General features: G+C 68.6%; 14 protein-coding genes. 6 read left to right on the plus strand and 8 right to left on the minus strand.

Features of this window, described 5'->3' with window-relative positions:
* Positions 1-79: 79 nt before the first annotated feature.
* The 5 genes from ACFYO0_RS37560 to ACFYO0_RS37580 are packed head-to-tail and all read right to left on the minus strand — an operon-like array spanning position 80 to position 6,524.
* A complete protein-coding gene (locus ACFYO0_RS37560; protein WP_388685368.1) occupies positions 80-1,084 on the minus strand; it encodes a LacI family DNA-binding transcriptional regulator in 1,005 nt (334 codons plus the stop codon).
* A complete protein-coding gene (yicI, locus tag ACFYO0_RS37565) occupies positions 1,078-3,393 on the minus strand; it encodes an alpha-xylosidase (RefSeq protein WP_388685370.1) in 2,316 nt (771 codons plus the stop codon). Before yicI ends, ACFYO0_RS37560 begins: the two co-directional genes overlap by 7 nt.
* A gap of 11 nt (positions 3,394-3,404) precedes the next feature.
* Positions 3,405-4,229, minus strand: a complete 825-nt coding sequence (locus ACFYO0_RS37570) for a carbohydrate ABC transporter permease (RefSeq protein WP_388685373.1) — start codon at positions 4,227-4,229, stop codon at positions 3,405-3,407.
* A gap of 37 nt (positions 4,230-4,266) precedes the next feature.
* Positions 4,267-5,232 carry a carbohydrate ABC transporter permease gene (locus tag ACFYO0_RS37575; RefSeq protein ID WP_388685376.1) on the minus strand — a complete coding sequence of 322 codons (966 nt, stop codon included), beginning with the start codon at positions 5,230-5,232 and terminating at the stop codon, positions 4,267-4,269.
* Entirely contained in the window at positions 5,229-6,524 is a 1,296-nt protein-coding gene (locus ACFYO0_RS37580; RefSeq protein ID WP_388685379.1) for an ABC transporter substrate-binding protein, read from the minus strand. Before ACFYO0_RS37580 ends, ACFYO0_RS37575 begins: the two co-directional genes overlap by 4 nt.
* Before the next feature lie 341 nt (positions 6,525-6,865).
* Here ACFYO0_RS37580 and ACFYO0_RS37585 point away from each other — a divergent pair, with 341 nt between their 5' ends.
* Positions 6,866-7,726 carry a calcium-binding protein gene (locus ACFYO0_RS37585; RefSeq protein WP_388685382.1) on the plus strand — a complete coding sequence of 287 codons (861 nt, stop codon included), beginning with the start codon at positions 6,866-6,868 and terminating at the stop codon, positions 7,724-7,726.
* Between the two features lie 79 nt (positions 7,727-7,805).
* On the opposite strand, the gene ACFYO0_RS37590 is transcribed toward ACFYO0_RS37585, so the two are convergent.
* Complete coding sequence (locus tag ACFYO0_RS37590) at positions 7,806-8,318, minus strand: GNAT family N-acetyltransferase (RefSeq protein WP_388685384.1); 513 nt, start codon at positions 8,316-8,318, stop codon at positions 7,806-7,808.
* Positions 8,319-8,463: 145 nt separating this feature from the next.
* On the opposite strand from ACFYO0_RS37590, the gene ACFYO0_RS37595 reads away from it, so the two are divergent.
* Positions 8,464-9,900: a cytochrome P450 gene (locus ACFYO0_RS37595; protein ID WP_388685387.1), complete on the plus strand. Its 1,437-nt coding sequence runs from the start codon at positions 8,464-8,466 to the stop codon at positions 9,898-9,900.
* 34 nt (positions 9,901-9,934) lie between these two features.
* Here ACFYO0_RS37595 and ACFYO0_RS37600 read toward each other — a convergent pair whose 3' ends face one another.
* On the minus strand, positions 9,935-10,324 hold the full coding sequence (locus ACFYO0_RS37600; protein ID WP_388685390.1) for an alpha/beta hydrolase: 390 nt from the start codon (positions 10,322-10,324) through the stop codon (positions 9,935-9,937).
* A gap of 92 nt (positions 10,325-10,416) precedes the next feature.
* Positions 10,417-11,769 carry an MFS transporter gene (locus ACFYO0_RS37605; RefSeq protein WP_388685392.1) on the minus strand — a complete coding sequence of 451 codons (1,353 nt, stop codon included), beginning with the start codon at positions 11,767-11,769 and terminating at the stop codon, positions 10,417-10,419.
* 83 nt (positions 11,770-11,852) lie between these two features.
* Between ACFYO0_RS37605 and ACFYO0_RS37610 the strand changes: the two genes are divergently transcribed.
* The 4 genes from ACFYO0_RS37610 to ACFYO0_RS37625 all read left to right on the plus strand — a co-directional run bounded on the left by ACFYO0_RS37610 (position 11,853) and on the right by ACFYO0_RS37625 (position 17,799).
* Positions 11,853-12,845, plus strand: coding sequence for a LysR family transcriptional regulator (locus tag ACFYO0_RS37610; protein WP_388685395.1), 993 nt, complete (start codon positions 11,853-11,855; stop codon positions 12,843-12,845).
* Between the two features lie 294 nt (positions 12,846-13,139).
* The gene (locus tag ACFYO0_RS37615) at positions 13,140-14,081 is read left to right on the plus strand and encodes a hypothetical protein (protein ID WP_388685398.1); all 942 of its coding nucleotides are present in this window, start codon (positions 13,140-13,142) and stop codon (positions 14,079-14,081) included.
* A complete protein-coding gene (locus ACFYO0_RS37620; RefSeq protein WP_388685401.1) occupies positions 14,081-16,294 on the plus strand; it encodes a glycosyltransferase in 2,214 nt (737 codons plus the stop codon). Before ACFYO0_RS37615 ends, ACFYO0_RS37620 begins: the two co-directional genes overlap by 1 nt.
* Positions 16,291-17,799 (plus strand): acyltransferase, encoded by a 1,509-nt coding sequence (locus tag ACFYO0_RS37625; protein ID WP_388685403.1) that lies wholly within the window; start codon positions 16,291-16,293, stop codon positions 17,797-17,799. The genes ACFYO0_RS37620 and ACFYO0_RS37625 overlap by 4 nt, the downstream gene beginning before the upstream one ends.
* Positions 17,800-17,886: the final 87 nt, after the last annotated feature.

Genomic DNA, 17,886 nt, shown 5'->3' on the forward strand with positions numbered 1-17,886 from the left:
ACACGGCTCCTTCGACTAAGGCCTTGCACTTGAGGCTTGGAGAGTTCACTTCCGTGGGAAGAGCCTGTGCTCGGGGGCGTCAGGGCCGCCGCGCCGTGCTGTCCCGCACAGTCAGCCGTGGCGGCAACAGCGTCGCCTCCGGTACGGACGCGCCGCCCAGCTTCTTCATCAGCAGTTCGACCGCTCCTGCGCCCACCTCGGCGGACGGTATGGCGACCGACGTGACGGGGACGCGGACGCGGGCGGCCAGCTCGTCCGGGCAGATCGCGGTGACGGAGAGGTCGCCGGGGACGCGCAGGCCGAGCTGCTCGAAGGCGTCGATGAGGGGTTCGACGATCGGCTCGTTGTGGACGACGACACCCGTCAACGCCGGGCATTCGCGAAGGAGCTGCTCGGCGACCTGGCGGGCCGCCGCGGGCTCCGCCTCGCACGGGTGCACCGAGGAGGACAGCCCGTGCCGGTCCGCTGCCGCGGTGAAGCCCCGTACGACCCGCTGGGCGAAGCCCGTCTCCCGTACGTACACCTCGGGCGGCGAGCCCACGAGTGCGATCACCCGGTGGCCGAGGCCCGCCAGATGCTCGACGCACACCTCGCCCGCCGCCTGGAAGTCCAGGTCGATGCAGGTGAGCCCGTCGGGCTCGGCCGGGAACCCGATCAGTACCGAGGGCCGGTCCAGGGCGCGCAGCAACGGCAGCCGCCCGTCGTGGAGCTGGACGTCCATCACGATGAGCGCGTCCACGAGCGCCGTGTCCGCGACCCGCCGCAGCCCGTCCTCGCCCTCCTCCTGGGTGAGCAGCAGTACGTCGTGATCGTGCCGGCGCGCCGTCGTCACCACGGACACCGCGAACTGCATCACCACCGGTACATGGATGCCCGCCCTTAACGGCACCACCAGCGCGAGCACATTGGACCGGCTGCTGGCCAGCGCCCGTGCGCCCGCGTGCGGCCGGTAGCCCAGCTCGCGGATGCTGTCCTCGATCCGCTGCCGGGTCTCCTCCGAGATCGGGCGCTTGCCGCTCAGCGCGTACGACACGGTGCTGGGGGAGACCCCAGCGTGCCGCGCCACGTCGGTGATCTTCACCATGCTCCGTCCTGATTCTGTTCCTGCTCCGGAGAGGCCGCTTCCGCGGAGAGCGCCTCCTGCGAGCCGAGTTCCAGCGACACGAATCCGGTCCCGGCCTTGGCCCGTACCGTCCGTCCGCCGGCGGACAGTCCCCAGGGCGCCGAGGGATCGCTTGACGAGGCCCGCAGCGTGTCCCCTTCGCGTACGACCGTGAAGGTCACGCCGTCCACCGGCACCGTGACCTGTGCGCCGCGTTCCAGGCCGTACGCGTGCAGGGTGACCCCGTCCGCGTACGGATAGTCGGGCCGGTCCTCGACGGCGCCGACCGGAATCACCGCACCCGGCCTGACCAGCAACGGAACGCTCGAGAACCCGTGCTTCTCGCGCACCCAGCGCGGTCCGGTGACCGTCTGCCCGCTGAGGAAGTGCGTCCAGGTGCCCTCGGGGACGTAGTACGACACCTCGCCCTCGTCGGAGAACACGGGCGCGACCAGCAGATCGGAACCGAGCATGTACTGCCGCTCCAGATGCGCGCACCCGGGATCGTCCGGGAACTCCAGGACCATCGCCCGCATCATCGGCACCCCCTCCGCGTGGGCGGCGCGGGCAGCCTCGTACAGATACGGCATGAGGCGGAGCTTGAGCCTGGTGAACAGCCGCAGCACATCGACGGCTTCCTCGTCGAACAGCCACGGCACGCGATACGACGACGAGCCGTGCAGTCTGCTGTGCGAGGACAGCAGTCCGAAGGCGATCCACCGCTTGAACAGGGCGGGCGTCGGCGTGCCCTCGAAGCCGCCGATGTCGTGGCTCCAGTAGCCGAAGCCGGACAGGCCGAGGGACAGCCCGCCGCGCAGCGACTCCGCCATCGACTCGTACGTGGCCTCGCAGTCGCCGCCCCAGTGCACCGGGAACTTCTGGCTGCCGGCCGTCGCCGACCGCGCGAAGACCACTGCCTCCTGCTCGCCGCGGTGCTCGCGCAGCACGTCGAAGACGGTGCGGTTGTAGAGGTACGTGTAGTAGTTGTGCATCCGCTCCGGGTCGCCGCCGTCCGCGTACGCCACGTCCACCGGGACCCGCTCGCCGAAGTCGGTCTTGAAGCAGTCGACGCCCTGTGCGAGCAGTGCCTGAAGTTTCGACGCGTACCAGTCGCGGGCGGCCGGGCTCGTGAAGTCGACCAGCGCCATCCCCGGCTGCCACAGATCCCACTGCCAGACGCTGCCGTCCGGCTTCTTGAGCAGATGCCCGAGGGCCCGCCCCTCCGCGAACAGCGGGGAACGCTGCGCGATGTAGGGATTGATCCACACGCTGATGTTCAGTCCGCGTTCCTTGAGCCGCTTGAGCATGCCCTCCGGGTCGGGGAAGACCCGCGGATCCCACTGGAAGTCGCACCAGTTGAACTCGCGCATCCAGAAGCAGTCGAAGTGGAAGACGGACAGCGGCAGTTCGCGCTCCTTCATGCCCTCGATGAAGGAGGTGACGGTGGCCTCGTCGTACGAGGTGGTGAAGGACGTCGACAGCCACAGCCCGAACGACCAGGCGGGCGGCAGAGCCGGCCGGCCGGTGAGCGCCGTGTACTTGCGCAGGATGTCCTTGGGCGTCGGCCCGTAGATGACGTAGTACGTCAAATGCTGTGTCTCGGCGCTGAACTGGACCCGCGAGACCGTCTCCGAGCCGACCTCGAACGACACCCGTCCTGGATGGTCGACGAAGACGCCGTAGCCCGCGTTCGTCAGATAGAACGGAACGTTCTTGTAGGCCTGTTCCGTGGCCGTGCCGCCGTCGGCGTTCCACATGTCGACGACCTGGCCGTTCTTGACCAGCGGCCCGAAGCGCTCGCCGAGGCCGAAGACGTTCGTGCCCACGCCGAGGTTCAGCTGCTCCCGCAGATAGTGGCCCCCCTCGGCGTCCCGCATGATGCCCATGCCCTTGCGGCCACTGCTCGTGAGGGTGCGGCCGTCGGCGAGGAAGTCGATGTGCCAGGGGCCGTCGCGGGAGACCTTCACGGACAGGGCGCCCGCGGTGAGGGTCGCGTACTCGTCGTCGTACGTGGCGGTAGCCGTGAACTCCTCCTGTGCGACCTCGAATTCGGGTCCGCGTGGCTCCTCGCCCTCGAAGTGCGTGAACGTCACGCCGATGACGTCGGGCATCGGCGCATGCGCGCTGATCGTCACGACCGGTCCCTTCAGCAGGTCGCCGCGGTGGCGGATGGGCTGGGTCGGCGCGTGGATCTCCAACGTGCCCTGCGCGGCGGTGACATCGAGGACCTCGACTGGATGGGCCGCGGTCACGCCCTCGCGCAGCAGCCAGTAGCCGTCGCTGAACTTCACCGGCACACCCCTTACTTGACGGCACCCACGGCGATACCGCGGGTGAGTGTCCGCTGGAAGACGAGGAAGAAGACGATGGCGGGCAGTACGCCGAGGAGGGCGGCCGCGTTCGTCATCGTGGCGTCCATCAGGCGCTGGCCCTGCAGCACACCGAGCGCCACCGACACCGTCTGGTTGTCGTTCGAGATCAGCATGACCAGTGGCAACAGGAACTCGTTCCAGGTCCAGATGAAGAAGAGGACCAGCAGCACTCCGATGGTCGGCCGGCTGACGGGGACCACGATCCGCCACAGCACCTGCCACTTGTTCGCCCCGTCGATCCGGGCGGCCTCGATGATCTCGCGCGGGAACTGCCCGAGAATGGACGACAGCAGATACGTACCGAAGGCCGCCTGGATCACCGTGAACACGATGATCACGCTCAGCCGGGTGTCGTAGATGCCGACTTCCTTGCTCAGGTAGTAGATCGGGTAGACCAGCGCCTCCTGCGGCAGCATGTTCGCCAGCACGAAGAACGCCAGCACCCAGGTACGGCCCTTGATCCGGCCGATGCCGATCGCGTACGCGTTGAGTACGGAGAGCACGGCGGCCCCTACGGCCACACTGCCGCTGATCAGGATCGAGTTGATGAGCTTCTGCCCGAAGTCGACGCGCTCCCAGAAGTCCTTCAGGCCGTCGAGATAGAGGCCGTCGGGAAGGCTGAGGGGGCCGCTCGCCGAGTACTCGGCCGGGGACTTCACCGCGTTGACCGCGACGATCAAGAACGGCAGCACCATGAAGGCGGCGGCGATGACGAGGGCGACGAGGACGGGATAGCGGCGTATGGCTGTCGTCATCTGCGGAGCCCCTCCTCGGCCATGAGCCCTGCCTCGGTCATTTGATGAGCCCTTCCTCGGCGTCCTCCGCGCGGGTCTGGAGCTTGAGGCCGACCAGGGCCAGCGCCAGGATGATCACGGTCAGTACGGTCGAGATCGCGGCGCCGTAGCCGACCTGCGTCTTCTCGAAGAACGTGGTGAAGGAGAAGTACGAGGGCACATTGGTCGCCCCGCCGGGCCCGCCCTTGGTGAGCACGTACACCGCGCCGAACACCTTGAGCGCGGCGATCGTGCACCACAGGAGGACCACGTAGATCTCCGGGCGGATCTGCGGCAGCGTGATGTGCCAGAACCGCCGCCACCATCCCGCGCCGTCCAGCTCGGCGGCCTCGTACAGCTGTGGGTCCACACGCTGGAGTCCGGACATGAAGACGACCAGCGGGAAGCCGATCTGCACCCAGACCATGACGCCCATGACGCTGTAGAGCGCGAAGTCGGGGTCACCGAGCCAGTCCTGCTGGAAGCTCTCGAGACCGATGGCCTTCAGCAGCTCGTTCAGCGAGCCGTTCTCCGGCGCCAGGATCCAGCTCCACACGATGCCCGCGACGGCGATCGGCAGCACCTGCGGAAGATAGAAGCAGGCGCGCAGCACGGCGGCCGTCCTCGTCCCGAAGTGCTTGCCGACGAAGTCGAACAGGGCGGCGGCGAGGACGAGTCCGATGACCGTCGGTACGGCCGCCATGGCGACGACCATGAAGAGGCTGTGCCGGAAGGAGGCCCAGAACTCGCTGTCGTCCATCAGCTCGCGGTAGTTGGCGAGCCCGGACCACTCCGGGGAGCCCACGCCCTGCCAGTCGGTGAAGCTCACCCCCGTGTTCATCAGGAACGGCACGACGACGACCGCGAGGAAGGCGAGCACTCCGGGGAGCAGGAACAGGGCGTACGAGTCACGGGGGCGGCGCGGGAGCCTGGTCCCGGAGTGCTTCTCGACGACCCGCCCGCCCCGTTCGACGGTCACCGTCATTGCTTCGGTACGTCCTTGTCGTACGCCTCCTGAAGTGCCGTGAGGTAGTCGTCCGGCGATCCGCTCCCGGTGATCAGCTTCTGCGTCTCGGAGACGAGGACGTCATAGAAGCCGGGGACGGGCCAGTCGGGATAGAAGGCCAGGCCGTCCCTCTCCGAGAGGGTGTTGAAGTCGCCGATCAGCTTCTTGGCCTTCGGTTCCGTGATGGCCGACGCGTCGGCGGCCACCGGCACTCCGCCCTTGTTGCCCAGCAGGTTCTGGATCCTCTCCGACATGGTGATGTCGATGAAGTCGTACGCCAGCTCCTTGTTCTTGGCGCCCTTGGGGACGACCCAGAGGTTGCCGCCGGAGCCGAGGGTCATGTCCGACCCGGGCCAGAGGAACGTGCCCCAGTCGAACTTGTTCTCCTCGGCGAAGCGGCCGTACCACCAGCTGCCGGAGAACAGGATGGGGTTCTCACCGGAGATGAACGCCGTGCCGGCGTCCTCCGCCTTCGTTCCGCTGGACTTCTTGCTGATGTACCCCTTCTTCACCCAGTCGGCGAAGGTCTCCGCGCCATACGTCCAGGCCTCGTCGTGGAAGTCCGTCTTGCCCTTGTAGAGCTCGTACTTGTCCACCCAGGCGCGGTCGGCCTTGGTGAGTGCGAGCTGGTAGAGGTACTGATGGGCCACGTACTCGGCCCCCGCGTTGGCGAACGGGGTGACACCCTTGTCGACGAACTTGTCCATGGCGGCGGTGAGTTCGTCGAACGTGGTGGGCTCGGTGATCCCGTGCTTCTTGAAGAGGTCCTTGTTGTAGAAGACCATCGCGTACTCGGCGTAGTTGGGGATCCCGTACCAGTTGCCGGAACCCATCACGCCCTCGGCGCTGTACTGGCTGGTGGTGCGCACGCCGGAGCTGAGCTTCTTGTCCCAGCCGCGCTTGGTGGCTTCGCCGGTGAGGTCGGTGAGGAGTCCCTGCTTGGAGAGGAGTCCGGCCGTGGCGTTGCCCTTGTTGTACTCCATGAGGTCGGGCGCGTCGCTGGAGTTGAGGACCATCGGGGCCGTTTTCTGGATCTGTTCGAAGCCCTTCTCCTCGAACTTCACCTTCACGCCCGGATGCGTCTTCTCGAACTCCTTGATGGCTTCGTTCCAGGCCACGCCCATCGCGCTGTTGGGCGCTTCGTAGTGCCATAGCCGCAGCGTCTTCCCATCGGAGGACCCGCTGTCCGAGTCGCCGCAGGAGGCCAGGAGCAGGGCTCCGCTCAGAGCCGCCGCGGCCACCGCCACCACACGCCTTTGTGCCGTCAACATCCTGTGCCTCCAGGGGAGTCGGATGGGTATGGGGACATCACGCAGCTCATCGAATCGATTCGACGCGTGATGTCGAAGCGCTTCGACGGGGGAAGGTATGTGGGGGTTGGGGGGTGCGTCAATGAGGTGGGCAAGGTGGGCTTGGATTGGCACGAAGTGGGGGTGAAGGTTTCGGTCGTGTGGGGTCGGTCGGTCTCCGGTGAACGGGGTCTCAACGGATCTTGAATTTCTGTGCCGTGGGCAACTAAATGGAGGGCCCCATGGGTCACACGAGGTTGTTGGGCCTTGTTGGACAACTACTGATCAGTGGATGACCAGAACTGACTCACGGAGGTCATGAAATGTTGCGTTCTCACCTCGTCAGCCGCCGCGTGTTACGCACCGCCACGACGATGACGTTGGCTCTCGGTGCGGGGCTGGCCCTGCCGACCGCCCTGGCCGCCACAGCCGGTGCCGCGGAGCCGTCGGCCACCGCCGTGGTCAGCGACAACGGCCGCGAGCTCGCCTACACGGCCGCCGCCGGCCAGTTCAACAACGTGCTCGTCGACGAATCGTTCACCGACGGCTCGAAGGACACCATCACCTATGTGATCGAGGACATCGTCCCGATCAGCGCGGGGAACGGCTGCGTCCACCCTGACCCCGCGGACCGGGCCAAGGTCTCCTGTACGGTCGCCGCCCTGGACAGCCAGTCCCCCTACACCACCATGCGGATGGACCTCGGCGACATCGCTGACAGCGTTGCCATCACCAACTCCACCGACCAGGCCTTCCACACCAACGCGTTCGACCTGGGCGGCGGCAACGACCGGCTGACCCACACCGGCAGCGTCGACGGCAATGCCGTCCGGGCCGGAGCGGGCGACGACATCATCACGGCGGGTGTGGCCGCGATGGTCTTCGGCGACGACGGCAACGACACGATCACCACCAGCGGCGACATCACGGAAGGCGGCGCGGGCAACGACGTGATCCAGGGCGGCCCTGACACCCAGATCCTGCGCGGCGACGACGGCAACGACACGCTCCGCGGCGGGGACGGCGACGACTTGCTGTACGGCGGCAGGGGTGACGACATCCTGCACGGCAACAGCGGCTTCGACCAGCTCTGGGGCAACACCGGCAACGACGAGCTGTACGGCGGGCCGGACGCGGACACGCTCTCCGGGGGCGCGGGCACGAACATCATCGTGCAGGACTGACGGTGTTGAATGCCCGGGGGAACTGCCGGGTCATCCGCGCAGTTCCCCGGGCGGTTCGCCGACTCATCCGTCACCCCCGTCAGCCTCTGCCGAGATCCACCCGCCAGTCGTTCGACATGATCCAGTGGCCCCTCGGGTACTCGAACTCGACCTCACCCAGCAGCTCGAACCCGGCCCCGCGGCACACCGCGTTCGACGCGGGATGGTCCACCCTCGGAAACGCATGAAGGTACCGGTGCTCTCCGGCAGCCCGCGCCGCCTCCACCACCGCACGAGCAGCCTTCACCGCGAGCCCCCGTCCCTGGAACTCGGGCAACACACCCCACCCCGTCTCCCATGCCGCCCGGTCCCGCCACACGCGCTCCCAGAAGCCGATCGAGCCCACCGTCTCGCCGGTGTCCGCCAGCGTGACCCGGTACATCTGCCCCCGCTCGATGCCGAGGTAGCGCTGGTGTCGTGAGGCGAGCTTCTCTTCGCTCTCGGGGCCGCCCAAGTGCTCCGTCATCTCAGGGCTGTTGGTCCGCTGGAGCAGCCAGAAGTCGCCTTCCGCCCAGGGCTCCAGTCTCACCTGCCGCGCCTCCGTGATGTCCATGTCGGTCACTCTAGGAGGGGGGTCTGACAACGGCAGGGCGCGCTTGACCGTGGCGAGTTCGACGACTGGAGACACCTCAACTTGCCTTGCCCGTAAGGCTATTGTGGTTCGGACATGCGTACGGATCTACGGGAGGCGGCGGATCATGGCGACGTTGACCGCGAGCGCACAGGCGCCGATCGTGGCGGGAACGCCACTGTTCGGTTCGATGAGCGAGCTGCTGAACGATCCGCTGGCGGCGTATCTGCGGGCGCGGAGCGAGTACGGCGACGTGGTGCGCTTCCGCGCCGGGCCGCCGGGGCTGCGTGTGGAGACCTACTCGGTGTTCTCGGCCGAGGGCGCGCAGCAGATTCTGGCCACGCAGGCCGCCAACTTCCGCAAGGACACCGTCTTCTACGAGGAGCTGCGGGAGTCCGTCGGCAACGGGCTGCTCACCAGCCAGGACGACGTCTACCTCCGCCAGCGTCGCCTCATCCAGCCGTTGTTCACCCGTCGCCGGGTGGACGGCTACGCGCATCAGGTCGCCGACGAGGCTGCCGCCCTGGCCGAAGCCTGGCGCCAAGCCCCCGGTGGAGAACTCGAACTGGTCGGTGAAATGCGCCGGTTCGCACTCCGTATGGTCGGCCGGATCCTGTTCGGGACGGACGGGGAGAAGGCGTTCGAGGTGATCGAGCGCACGATGCCCCTGCTCCAGGAGTACTCCGTGAAGCGGGCCCTCTCACCCGTCAAGCTGCCTCGTACATGGCCCACGCCCGCCAACCGCCGCGCCGGGCGCCACCAGGCCGAGTTGTTCGCGCTCTGCGACACGATCATCGAGAGTCGCCGCGGCGGACGGGGCAACGGCTCGCGGGACGGCACCGAAGACGGTGGTACCGAAAGCGACGGCACCGAAGACCTTGTCACCCTCCTCGTCCGTGCCGAGAACGCCGAGGACGGCAGCCTCGACGCCGCCGAACTCCGCGAGCAGGTACTGATCTTCCTGCTGGCCGGCCACGAGACCACCGCCACCGCGCTCGCCTTCGCCCTGCACCTCCTCGCCCGCCACCCCGAGCACCACAAGCGCGTACGGGACGAGGTGGATCGCGTGCTCGGCGGCCCCGGCGGGCGGGCGCCCACGGCGGCGGACATGGCGGAGCTGCCGTATCTGACGATGGTGCTGAAGGAAGCGATGCGGCTGTATCCGTCTGCGCCCGTCGTCGGCCGCCGCGCGGTAGCGGACGCGGAGATCGACGGCGTACGCATACCGGCCGGCGCCGACGTCTTCGTCAGCCCGTGGGTCACCCAGCGCCACCCCGACTACTGGCCCGATCCGGAGCGCTTCGACCCCGAGCGCTTCACCCCGGAGGCGGAGGCGGGCCGCCCCCGCTACGCCTGGTTCCCGTTCGGGGGCGGACCGCGCGCCTGCATCGGACAGCATCTGTCGATGCTGGAGTCGGTGCTGGGGCTCGCGGTGCTGCTCCAGGCCTACGAGTTCAAGCCCGCGGACGACCAAGAGGTGCCGCTCGGCGCAGGGATCACCCTGATGGCCAAAGGACCTGTCCGCTGCCGGATCACGCCTCGGTCACCGGCGTACTCAGCCTGACGACCGGGGCGCTGACGGACGCGCTGACGGCCGTTCAGCCTGACGACTCGGACCGACGGACGCTCAGGGGATACGGATACTGCGGAGATCGGGCGTACCGCGGCGCGTGGCTTCCGTCCTCCGGCACCTTCAGCTCCGCGAGGTAGTCGTCCACCGCGCCGCGTGTGCAGTCGCTGCGGCCGTAGACGCTGTGCCCCGCGCCCTCGTACGTCAGCAGGGCGGTCGTCCCGCGGGTCGCAAGAATCAGGTGAACCTTTCGACATCGGCGTGCAGTTGGAAGGACTGACGGGGTCCGCCCGGCCCTGGTCTGCGACGCCCTCGCCCCGCAGTACGAGTTCGTCCGCTCGGGCGGCGGTATCGCCCTCGTCGGCGACCTCGGCGACCTCGGCGACCTGGAACGGAACGGCCGCACCGAGGGCGTCACCCACGTCCATATCGACCACCCGGTCTTCCGTCAGCGCGAGGCCCTGATCCAGACGATGCCGAGCCGCCGGCAGTCCTGGGCGGCCACGCAGTTCACCGAGCTGCTGGTCTCGCTGTTGCAAGGGCGATCAGCAGAGCGACCGCGGCCGTGGTGACCGGGACGCCGTACCCGGCGGCGGCCGACACTTGCTCCACGACCCACCCGCCGACGGCCGACCCGCACGCGATCCCGCCCAGCAACCCCGTCACCGCCAGCGTCATCCCCTCGTTCAACCGGCCCTCGGGTGTGCGGCCTTGGATCAGCGTCATGGCCGTGACCATCGTCGGGGCCGTCGCCATCCCGGCCACCAGCAGCGCACCGGCGAGTACCACCAGCGAGCCCGTGAGCATGGCGGCCAGCAGGGGGCCCGACATGAGGACGGCCATCGCGGCGAGGCTCCACGGGTAGCGTCGCTCGGCCGGTCCCGGCGGCTTCAGCGCCCCGTACAGCAGACCGGCCGCGCCCGAACCGGCCGCCTGGAGCGCGAGTATCACACCCGCCGCCGATCTGTGTCCCTGTGCGTCCGCGAACGCGATCGTGACCACCTCCAGCGACCCGAAGACGGCGCCGGTGGCGAGGAATCCGATGAGGAGAGGGGGCATGCCGAGTGCGCGTAGGAGGGATTTCGAGGCCGTACGGGGACGACCCCGCACCGGTGGCTCCGTGGCACGCTGGGCCGCGAAGAGCAGTACGCCTGTCAGCATCAGCACCGCGCCGGCCAACGTGCCCGCCTCCGGGAAGAACGTCCCGCACAGGAACGCGGCCAGCACCGGACCGAGCATGAAGCACAGCTCGTCCGCGGCCTGTTCGAAGGAGTTCGCGGTGTGCAGGCCCGCCGGATCGCCCTTCAGCAGGTGGGCCCAGCGTGCCCGGGACATGCCCCCGGTGTTGGGGGTCGTGGCCGTCGCGGCGTAGGCGACGAAGAGCGTCCAGTCGGGCGCCCCGTAACGCACGCAGAGCAGCAGCGCGAGCGAGCCCAGCGCCGCGGTCGCCGTCGCGGGCACGGCGATCCGCGCCTGCCCGTAACGGTCGACCAGCCGCGCCGTCCAGGGCGCGACGACCGCCGTCGTCGCCAGCCCGGTCGCCGTGACGGCGCCGGCGAGAGCGTACGAGTCCCGCGCTCCCGCGATCATGATGACGGCGCTGATACTGAACATGCCCATGGGGAGCCGGGCGATCAGATTCCCGATGGTGAAGGCGAGGGTGCCCGGGATCGTGAAAAGGCGGCGGTAGGGGGTGCCCGCGCCGGACTTGCGCCTGTGGCCGGGCGCCTTCCGCCGGGGGCCGAAGTCTGCGGCCACCAGGCTGTCGGCGGTGACGGTGAGGACGGTCGTACGGCGATCTGGCGCACGGCGATTCGGCGTGCTGCGGTCTGTCGTACGGCGATCAGGAGACTGCTGCGGCATGGAGCAACCGTCGTCGGTGCCCTGACCAGGGGTCCAACACTTACTCCGTACCGATTCACGCACCTGGGTTGTAAGTTCGCCGGATGCCGTCCTCTCCTGGTCCCGGTGCGGTCGATCCCCGCCTCCTTCGCGCCTTCCTCACCGTTGCCGAGGAGCTCCACTTCACCCGCGCCGCCGCCCGGCTGTACGTGGCCCAGCAAGCCCTGAGCCGCGATATCCGGCGTCTGGAACGGGACTTGAAGGCGGACCTCTTCGTACGCAATACCCGGCGGGTCGCGCTCACGGCCGACGGCGAACGGCTGCTCCCGTACGCGCGTCGCGTGCTGGAGGCGCAGGACGCGCTGCTGGCCGAGTTCGGGCGGGCCGCGGACGACGGGCAGCGTCCTCTGCTCGTGGATGTGAACAGCCCGGGCCTGGTCGGTGAGCGCATCCTGCCCCGGGCCCGTGAACTCGCCCCCGACTGCGAGCTGATGGCCCGCTTCGAGAGCGGCCTCACCGGAGCCGCGGCCGAACTGCTGGCAGGCCGGCTCGACGCGTCCTTCGGCCGGTTCGCGGGACTGGACCCGGCGATCCGTGCGCGCCTGGAGCAGCAGCCCGTACGGTACGAGCCGATGGCGATCCTGCTGCCCGAGGACCATCCGCTGGCTGACCTGGACGTCGTGCCGCTGGACGCGCTGGCGGGCGAGTCCGTGTACGCCGGCGCCGGGAACCCCCGTACGCCGGAGTGGACCGACCTGGCCCGGCAGCTCTTCGAGGGGCGCGGCATCGAGATCGCGCCGCCTGCGCCACTCGCCGTGGGGACCCGGGAGTTCCAGCGGATCATGGCCAAGACGCGGAATCCCGTCCTCGCCGCGGTCGATTTTCCGGCCATGCCCAAATCGATATGTAAGCCACTCGTCGACCCCGTGCCCCTGTCGCCGGTGTCACTGGTGTGGAGAAGAGGTCTGGTACATCCAGGTATGGAGGCACTCCGTGCCGCCGCCGCGGAGCTGGCGGAGGCAGAGGGATGGCTTCGGCGTCCCGCCGGTGCATGGATTCCGGCCACCGATGAGCTCATCATGTCGCAATGCACCTGACACGTGGCACACACACAACTCCTACGTGCGCTACATTCGAGGGCCGGGTGCAGTGTGGTAATAGGGGGGCGCCTGGATCGGGTGGGGGCCCGATCCGGACAAAATAGTACGTAGTGCCCGGACTCGTACGCGCCCAATCAGTCCCGTGGGGGGATGTGCGTGCGCGTGGAGAAGTGGCGAGAAGACGCCCAAGCGGCTGGGGGGTATACCGACCGGCCGGAAAGAGGCGGAACCTATCCGTCGACCCGTCGAGATGCGGGGGATTCGTTTCATGGTGGTTCTGGCGATATATCCATGCCCAAACAGCGAAACAGCCGAGACGGCGACGACAATGAGCAGCACATAGGCGGCGAGCAGCAAGCGGACGCCGGTCGGCGCATGGGCGAGACGCAGCGATTCGCCCTGCCGGAGACCGAGCACCACCATGACCCGGACGAGGTCACGGTCCAACTCGACGTCGCCGGCGCGCACCTGGAGGACTGGCTGGTCCAGCAGGCCAAGGGGCCCCGGGGTGGTCAGAGCGTCGAGGGTTCGGACGGACCGGTCTTCGTAGACGAGACGGGCCGTCGCAGCCGCAGATACCGCCGTATCGGCATGGCCGTCGGCCTCACCTGCGCGGTGTACGCCGTCGTCATCATCGCCACGCTGCTGTCGGGCAACTCCAGCGCGCCCTGGCTCCCGGTGCCGGGCAAGGAGGACGACAAGCCGGCCAGCAAGGTCGACTCCCCGACGCTGCCGCCCGCGTCCGCGGACCCGTCCGCCACGGCGAACCCCTCGTCCGGGCTGAGCCCGTCGGTCGATCCCGGTAGGACGTTGGCGCCGGGCGCCGATCCCTCGCCGAGCAAGTCGGTCAAGCCCACGGAGTCGGACGGGCCGACCAAGCCCGCGCCGACGGACCCTGCCACGAAGCCGGGCCCGAGCGACGACCCGACCGGGTCCGACCCCACCAACGATCCGACCGACGAGCCCACGACGCCGACGCAGGACCCGGATCCGGACCCGACGCAGGACCCCACGGTCGATCCCCCGGCGGACGGTGCCGACCCGGTCGCCGCCCCGCCGCCGGCGGGTGACACTACGCCCGTAGACCCGATCGCCGTCATCGACCCGATCGGCGTCATCGACCCGATCGGCGTCATCGGCCCGATCGGCGACGTCGGCCCGATCGGCGTCATCGGCCCGATCGGCCTCATCGAGCAGCCCGCCGCCCCGTCTTCTCCGGAGTACGTCCTCTGATGGCATCCAGCTCCCGCCGTCGCGGCAAGGCCTCCGGCGCAGTACGTCGTCGTCGCCTGCCCATGCGCTACCTGCTGCCCTCCCTCGTCCTCGTCGCCCTGATGGCGATGCTGATGCTGCGCGGCTTCGTCCACAGCGAGATCCTCGCGGACTACCGCATCAATACCCCCACGGCCAACGACCGGGTCCCCCAGGAGGTCCTGAAGGGCGGCCCGGTCATCGATACGCGCCGCGGCGGCACCGACAGCCGGGACGACGTACCGGACCGCCGTATCGTCCTCACCTTCGACGACGGGCCGCATCCCGAGTGGACCCCCAAGGTCCTCGACGTACTGAAGAAGCACGACGCGCACGCGGTCTTCTTCATCACCGGCACCATGGCCTCGCGCTATCCGGACCTCGTCCAGCGCATGGTCGACGAAGGCCATGAGATCGGCCTGCACACCTTCAATCACCCCGACCTCTCCCTCCAGGCCAAGCGCCGCATCAACTGGGAGCTCTCCCAGAACCAGCTGGCGCTCGTGGGCGCGGCGGGCATCCGTTCGTCGCTCTTCCGGCCGCCGTACTCCTCCTTCGCCGACGCCATGGACAACAAGTCCTGGCCGGTCACCGAGTACATCGGCAGCCAGGGCTACATCACCATCGTCAACAACACCGACAGCGAGGACTGGCGCAGGCCGGGCGTCGACGAGATCATCCGCCGCGCCACGCCCAAGGGCGACAAGGGCGCGATCGTCCTGATGCACGACTCCGGCGGCGACCGCTCGCAGACCGTTGCGGCGCTCGACAGGTTCGTGCCCCAGATGAAGGAACGCGACTACGAGTTCGAGAACCTCACCGAGGCTCTCGGCGCGCAGAGCGCCCACACCAAGGTCACCGGCCTCGAGCTGTGGAAGGGCAAGGCTTGGGTGTACGCGGTCCAGGCCTCCGAGAAGACGACCGGCGTCCTGGTCGTCGGCCTTGCGATCATCGGCGTCCTCGTCTTCGCCCGCTTCGGCCTGATGCTGCTGCTCTCCGCCGTCCATGCCCACCGCGTACGCCGCAAGGGCTTCCGCTGGGGTGGCCGCGGACCGATCACCGAACCGGTATCGGTGCTGGTTCCCGCGTACAACGAAGCCAAGTGCATCGAGAACACGGTGCGTTCGCTGATGGCCAGCGAGCATCCCATCGAGGTCATCGTCATCGACGACGGTTCGAGCGACGGCACGGCCCGCATCGTGGAGGGCCTGCGCCTGCCGAACGTACGCGTCGTGCGCCAGCTCAACGCGGGCAAGCCCGCCGCGCTCAACCGCGGCATAGCGAACGCCCGTTACAACCTCATCGTGATGATGGACGGTGACACGGTCTTCGAACCGGCCACCGTCCGCGAACTCGTCCAGCCCTTCGCCGACCCGAGCGTCGGCGCGGTGGCCGGCAACGCGAAGGTCGGCAACAAGAGCTCCCTCATCGGCGCCTGGCAGCACATCGAGTACGTGATGGGCTTCAACCTCGACCGCCGTATGTACGACATCCTGCGGTGCATGCCGACGATCCCGGGTGCGGTCGGGGCCTTCCGCCGCTCCGCCCTGGAACGCGTCGGCGGCATGAGTGACGACACGCTCGCCGAGGACACCGACATCACGATGGCGATGCACCGCGACGGCTGGCGCGTCGTCTACGCGGAGGACGCCCGCGCCTGGACCGAAGCCCCTGAGTCCGTCCAGCAGTTGTGGTCCCAGCGCTACCGCTGGTCGTACGGCACGATGCAGGCGATCTGGAAGCACCGCCGCGCGATCATCGAAAAGGGCCCCTCGGGCCGTTTCGGCCGCGTGGGCCTGCCGCTGGTCTCCCTGTTCATGGTGGTGGCGCCGCTGCTGGCCCCCCTGATCGACGTGTTCCTTCTGTACGGGCTCATCTTCGGCCCCACCGGAAAGACGATCGTCGCCTGGCTGGGCGTCCTGGCCATCCAGGCGATCTGCGCGGCGTACGCCTTCCGCCTGGACCGCGAACGCATGACCCATCTCATCTCGCTGCCGTTGCAGCAACTCCTCTACCGCCAGCTGATGTACGTAGTCCTGCTGCAGTCCTGGATCACGGCTCTCACCGGTGGCCGGCTGCGGTGGCAGAAGCTGCGGCGCACGGGGGTTGTGGGGTCGGCGCCAGGTGGTTCGGTTCCTGGGGCGGTGCCCGGGCAGCGGGTGGCGCGTGGGGATGAGCGGAGGCCCGTGGGATGACGCAGGGGTATGCGGAGGGGGCGGAGGAGGGCACGGGGGCCGGTGCGTCGCCGTACGAGAACTCGTACTGGACGTCGTATGAGGAGACGTACGGGCAGCCGTACGGGCAGTCGCACGAGGGGGCGTACGGGCAGTCGTACGGGAATGGGCACATCCCGCAGGCCCCGCACGCTCCGCAGGCCCCGCAGGCGAATCCCCAGCAGAGGTGGAACGAGACGCAGCTGCTGCCGGAGGTGCCGGAGGTGCCGGAGCAGCTGGTGCCCGAGGCCGCTTCTCATGGACCGGCCGCCGGGGCCCCGTCCGATACCAAGACCAAGCCCTCCCCTTCCCGCCCCGGCCGTGACCGCTATCTCGACCTCCTGCGCTCCATAGCCCTGGTCCGCGTGGTCGTCTACCACATCTTCGGCTGGGCATGGCTGACGGTCCTCTTCCCGTCCATGGGCGTGATGTTCGCGCTTGCGGGCGCCCTGATGGCGCGCTCGCTGAGCCGCCCGGCGTGGGGCGTGATCCGCGGCCGTATCCGCCGACTCCTGCCTCCGCTCTGGGCCTTCAGCGCGGTCGTACTCGCGATGATGTTCGTGGGCGGCTGGAACCCGTCCAAGGACGACGGCGGCCTGGGCTGGCTGGGCCTGGTCAACTACATCATCCCGATCGGCGCCCCGCCCTATCCCTGGCAGATCGGCTCCAAGTCGGGCCTGCTGGAACAGACTTGGGCGGTCCAGGCGGCGGGCCCGCTCTGGTACCTGCGCGCGTACCTCTGGTTCGTGATCGCCTCCCCCCTGCTGCTGTGGGCGTTCCGCCGAGTCCCGTGGGCAACGCTGCTGGCCCCGCTGGCGCTGACAGCGGTGGTAGGCACGGGAATCGTGAAGATCCCCGGCGAAACGGGCAACGCGGTAACGGACTTCGCGGTCTACGGCAGCTGCTGGATCCTGGGCATGGCCCACCAGGAGGGCGTACTGAAGAAGATCCCGCGCTACGCGGTGGTCTCCGTCGCCTCCCTCCTGATGACCTTCGGCCTGTGGTGGGCCTCCGGCCACCTGGGCCCCGACGGCTGGGACCTGAACGACATCCCCCTGGCCCAGGCCGCCTGGTCCCTGGGCTTCGTGGCGATCCTGCTTCAGTACTCCCCTTCCTGGCAGGAACTCCCAGGTCGCCTGGCGCGCTGGGACAAACTGGTCACCCTGTCGAACAACCGCGCCGTAACGATCTACCTCTGGCACAACTTGCTGATCATGGCGACGGTCCCGCTCCTGGACATCCTCTACCGACTCCCGTTCATGGACGACCGCTTGTCCAACGCCCTGACCACGACGTACACCCTCTGGATGTTCGTCCTGGTATGGCCCCTGATCGGTCTGATGATCGTGAGCGTGGGATGGGTCGAGGACTTGGCGGCCAAGCGGGGGCCTCGGCTGTGGCCGGACGGGGCGAAGAAGGGCGGGAGTCGGGGCCGGTCGCGGTCCGGGTCAGGGTCAGGGTCGCGGGGGCGGGCTCGGGCGCGGTAGCTGCCAGACCTTGCGGCCCCACCGTGCGCGGACGCACGCCGGACGGAGACGACAAGGGCGGTCGTCCGGGAGCGCCGTTCAAGAGCA

This window comes from Streptomyces sp. NPDC006365, assembly GCF_042870755.1.
Classification (GTDB): domain Bacteria; phylum Actinomycetota; class Actinomycetes; order Streptomycetales; family Streptomycetaceae; genus Streptomyces; species Streptomyces xiangluensis.